At 37.4% G+C, this 3908-nt stretch carries 4 protein-coding genes; 2 read left to right on the forward strand and 2 right to left on the reverse strand.

Features of this window, described 5'->3' with window-relative positions:
• Positions 1–452: 452 nt before the first annotated feature.
• Positions 453–1622, reverse strand: a complete 1170-nt coding sequence (locus F985_RS04915) for a MobA/MobL family protein (protein ID WP_004698297.1) — start codon at positions 1620–1622, stop codon at positions 453–455.
• A gap of 304 nt (positions 1623–1926) precedes the next feature.
• Here F985_RS04915 and F985_RS04920 point away from each other — a divergent pair, with 304 nt between their 5' ends.
• Complete coding sequence (locus F985_RS04920; protein ID WP_000425105.1) at positions 1927–2688, forward strand: hypothetical protein; 762 nt, start codon at positions 1927–1929, stop codon at positions 2686–2688.
• 291 nt (positions 2689–2979) lie between these two features.
• Here F985_RS04920 and F985_RS04925 read toward each other — a convergent pair whose 3' ends face one another.
• Complete coding sequence (locus F985_RS04925; protein WP_004282220.1) at positions 2980–3225, reverse strand: hypothetical protein; 246 nt, start codon at positions 3223–3225, stop codon at positions 2980–2982.
• A gap of 149 nt (positions 3226–3374) precedes the next feature.
• Here F985_RS04925 and F985_RS04930 point away from each other — a divergent pair, with 149 nt between their 5' ends.
• Positions 3375–3599, forward strand: a complete 225-nt coding sequence (locus tag F985_RS04930; protein ID WP_004676219.1) for a helix-turn-helix transcriptional regulator — start codon at positions 3375–3377, stop codon at positions 3597–3599.
• Positions 3600–3908 lie beyond the last annotated feature (309 nt).

Here is a 3908-nt window from a genome sequence, read left to right on the forward strand (position 1 = left end):
AGTAGTCAATCCGTCATAGTTAGTAGTCAATCCGTCATATTTAAACGCTGAAACCTTTGCTATATAAGGCACAGAGACGACTGAAAAGATTTAAAAGATTTAAAATATATTAAAAAGGAAAGAATGAAAAATTGCCCTATGTTTTCGCTACGCTCAAACTCTATTGAACTTCGCTTACGCTCAGTTCGAAGGGGCAATTTTTGGGTTAATCTCGTGATAACTTCAAAAAAGCAAAAGCAACTCGGAATTCGCTTCGCTCATAAGTTTTTTATACTCGCTTCGCTCGACCTAGATGCAAATTAAATCTGTTCGCACCCTCCGGGATGCTCTGTATCTCAGTCTCAGCAGCAAAGGGGAGTTTGTAATCAGGGAAAAAGCATGGCAAAAATTTTAATTGTGTCTGTTCGCTCGTAGACACTCGCTCTGTAAACTTTGGATAAAACCAACTGAGCTTAAAAACCAGGGCCACCGTAATCATAATCATCAGCTTTAGGTTGTACTGGTTCTGATTGAGTGCGTTTGGGAGGCGTATTTTGTATCGGTAATACGTATTCAGGAAGTGAATGCACCTTGAACTCAAAACATGGGGTACTGTTACGTCTTGAGTCTTCTAGTTTTTCATTCATTTCGTAGATGGACCAAGCTTCTTGTTTAAGTATAGGGCCTTGGTTTTTGATAATTTCATTCAAATCATTTTTTAGTTTGTCCTTATTTGTTGCATTCTTGATTAAGTAATTCAGGTAATACATGACTTCCAATGATGAAAATGGGTTGTTTTCAGCACTATAAAAATATTCATGTTGTTGATCTAATTGCTTTTGGCGTTCTTCGAGTTCTCGTTCTTGCTGGTTGTGTTCTCTGATTTTTTGGATTTGGGCGAGATATTCCGCTGTCGCATTTTGTTGTCCAACGCCTAGTTTTGGCTCTGGAAGGTATAGCGTGCTGTGGATCTCGTTATATTTTTCATAGCTGTCTGCTGAAACCTGATTTTTGATGGTGATGTCTTGGCCATCCAGTGTGTAGGTGACGGTCGGGCAGTGCTGTGCAAGGGCATCATTCAAATGATTTTCCCATTGTTTTCGGATATAGATCAAAAAAGTGGAATAGTCTTCATGGCCATCTTGAAGTTGGATTTTTTTGGCACCGCCTTTGGCTGGATCTTGAGGGTTATAGCGTTTGAAGTACTGTTCTGCGCTGCGTTCAATGCCGTCATCCGCTTTTAGCGAGAACATCAGATGACAATGAGGCTGATCTTCGCCACTGATACGTGATTTTACGTTGTGTATGGCGTATGAGTGCGGATATTGCTGTGGAACTATATGTTTGTCTAAAAACGTCTCTATGAGCGTTTTACGCTGTTCTGACGTGAACTCATTCGGTAGGGCAATTTCATACTCCATGTAGGCCTTGGCATTGGCTCGTTCATACGTATCTGCTGCCTGCCAAAAATCAATGGGATCTTTTACAAAGGCAGGCATACATCGACCAGGTTCAATATGTTCTATGGTCTCATTGCTGGTTTTGCGGATGCCTTCATACTGCATCAGCCGGGAAATGTAGAGATAATGGCCGGTCGCATAGCCCTTATTTTTGCTTTTGACGCTGAAGTGGTAGCTGGCCATGTTCACCTCTGCTGGGTTGTGGGTTCGGTTTTTATGCAGTGAAACGGAATGAAAACCGCCCGGATTTGAAATGCCTGTATGGCTGAAAAATCCGGTTGAAGGGGGTCAAGGGGGAAGCGCCCCATTGCGTACTAGTTTCTCCGATGAGGAGAAACTGTCAAGTGCGAATTATTTAATATAAAAATAAAATTTCTTTTCAAGAAATTTTATTTTTATATTAAATAATTATTTTCAGACTGCCCTCTTTAAATATGGTAAAACCATATTTAAAGAGGTTGCAGTTCTGAAAATTTGGCGGCAGATGATGGAAATGGAAAAAGCAAAAAAGCGTGGTCGACCTGCTCAGTTGTTACAGATTGCTGAGTTACATGCATTTGTAGAGTTTTTAGAACAGCAAGAACAGCTTTCTGATCTTCAATCTCAAGTGTTAAAGGCTTTAAATAGTGTTGATTGTAATTTTGAGGGGCTAACTCAGACAGATCAGGTTCTGGTCAAAGAGGCTTTAAAACCTTATCGTGAACATCTGAAGTTGAAATTGCTGTTTGAAGAGTTGAATAATCTGCCTCTTAAAACCGAGTATGAACAGAAGTTTTTAGATCTGTATGAACTTTTTCAAAAGAATGCACTAGATCAGATGGAACTAAATATTTTAAAAACCTTGGCGACACGGTATCTGAATTTTAAAGCGCAAAAGCTTGAATACAGTGATTTAGAATTGTATTTGAGTCAGCTACAGAAGAAGGATGCTGGGAAAAAACGCAAAGCTGAAAATCAACGTAAATTTGAATTAGGTGGTGCTGTTCTTGTCGCATTTAAGAAACTCAATATTGATATTAGCAATGATACTCCTCAACAGATTACCAATCGGATTGTGAATACGACAAAGTTTCATAATGAAGTACGTAAATCTTTAATTTTTAAAGATGTTAAGACATATGAAAATGAATATTTTAAAGCAAATAAACTTTTTATTCAGGTGTTAGAAGGATTACATACCTGGCAAAAGGGCGGAGAATTATTGTCAGTAATTGAAATTAAAAAGGCCTTAGAAAAAGGCGAAGAGTAGTTTATTTAGCAGGGATTTTAGAGAAGTTGGACATTTCTATTTTGGGCTTACAATCGAATTTCGTATACAGAGACATTATGTAAATTTAGAGTACACCCTAAAGTAACGTCATGGCGACCCCAATCCTGAACCTAAAATCAATGTTTTAGAAGCCGTGGAACATCAATTTTAGTATGCTCAAAGAAAGTCTTAGATTTATACGTGACAATAGAAAGAGCCAGTTGTATGAACTGGCTCTTTCTATTTGGGATTTACTTACCCATTGCGATTTTTTACCGTGCCTCTCATAAATTAACAGTCAAAGCTGAAGAAGTGCTCTGGGAAACAAGAAACAAAGGCTTTTTGAATATCGCTGTACTCACACTCAGGATGCTTCTCTAAATAACGTCGAGTCCAAATCAGTGTGGCTTCATAATCATTAAAGCACTGATCGAGTTGTAAAAAGATCCACAGTTCATGGGCTTTTTGAATGAAAAAGTCATTGATGATCATGAGAGCAATTTTCTTTTCAGTGTTTGAATCCGGGTATGAGTACATATTACATTTCTCCGATAGTAAGGATAAATAGGTTAGTTGATAAGCTATTTATAACACATAAAAAATGTGTTTGTCACATTTTTTATGTGTTTTTTTAAGTTTTATAGTCTGTGTTATACTTCTAATTCAAACAGATTGTATTTATCACGATGCCATACGAAGAATTTCAAAGACTTATGGGGAAAGCAGGTCTTTCAATTAAGGAATTTGCAACCTTATTGGACATGAATCCAAACTCCATAACTAACTATAAAAAGATCGGAAAAGTACCTACTCATATCGCTGTTCTGGTTTACTTACTTTCTAGCATGAAAGATGAGGGTGTAGACTTTTACCCTATTTTTGAAAAAATTAAGTCGTATTCAAAAGACTAAAACTCTCGTTTGTTGATTGTTGTAAGCTGTTAGTGATGACGTAAAAAATGCCTGAAGTTCAGGCATTTTTTTGTTTCAGGGACTTATAAGCCTCGATAGAACTTTTCAATAAAGTATCGAGTTTTGAGAACCAGGGTGATCATCAAATTCTTATGTTCTGAGATCTTAGGTCGAGCAATCGGTAAACCGGACATTTCTATTTTGGGCTTACATTGGATGTTATTCACCAATTAAAATGTCTATGCGATAAACCATTTAAAATGTCCTGTTTTTAACCACAAGAGTCAAGCACAGGATTTAACTTTCTTT

The sequence above is a fragment of the Acinetobacter seifertii genome (genome assembly GCF_000368065.1).
Taxonomy (GTDB): Bacteria; Pseudomonadota; Gammaproteobacteria; order Pseudomonadales; family Moraxellaceae; genus Acinetobacter; species Acinetobacter seifertii.

What these genes read in the sequence shown, in the direction of transcription:
- F985_RS04915 (WP_004698297.1), bottom strand. Translation starts at nt 1,622, where the DNA reads ATGGCCAGCTACCACTTCAGCGTCAAAAGCAAAAATAAGGGCTATGCG.
- F985_RS04930 (WP_004676219.1), top strand. Translation starts at nt 3,375, where the DNA reads ATGCCATACGAAGAATTTCAAAGACTTATGGGGAAAGCAGGTCTTTCA.
- F985_RS04920 (WP_000425105.1), top strand. Translation starts at nt 1,927, where the DNA reads ATGGAAATGGAAAAAGCAAAAAAGCGTGGTCGACCTGCTCAGTTGTTA.
- F985_RS04925 (WP_004282220.1), bottom strand. Translation starts at nt 3,225, where the DNA reads ATGTACTCATACCCGGATTCAAACACTGAAAAGAAAATTGCTCTCATG.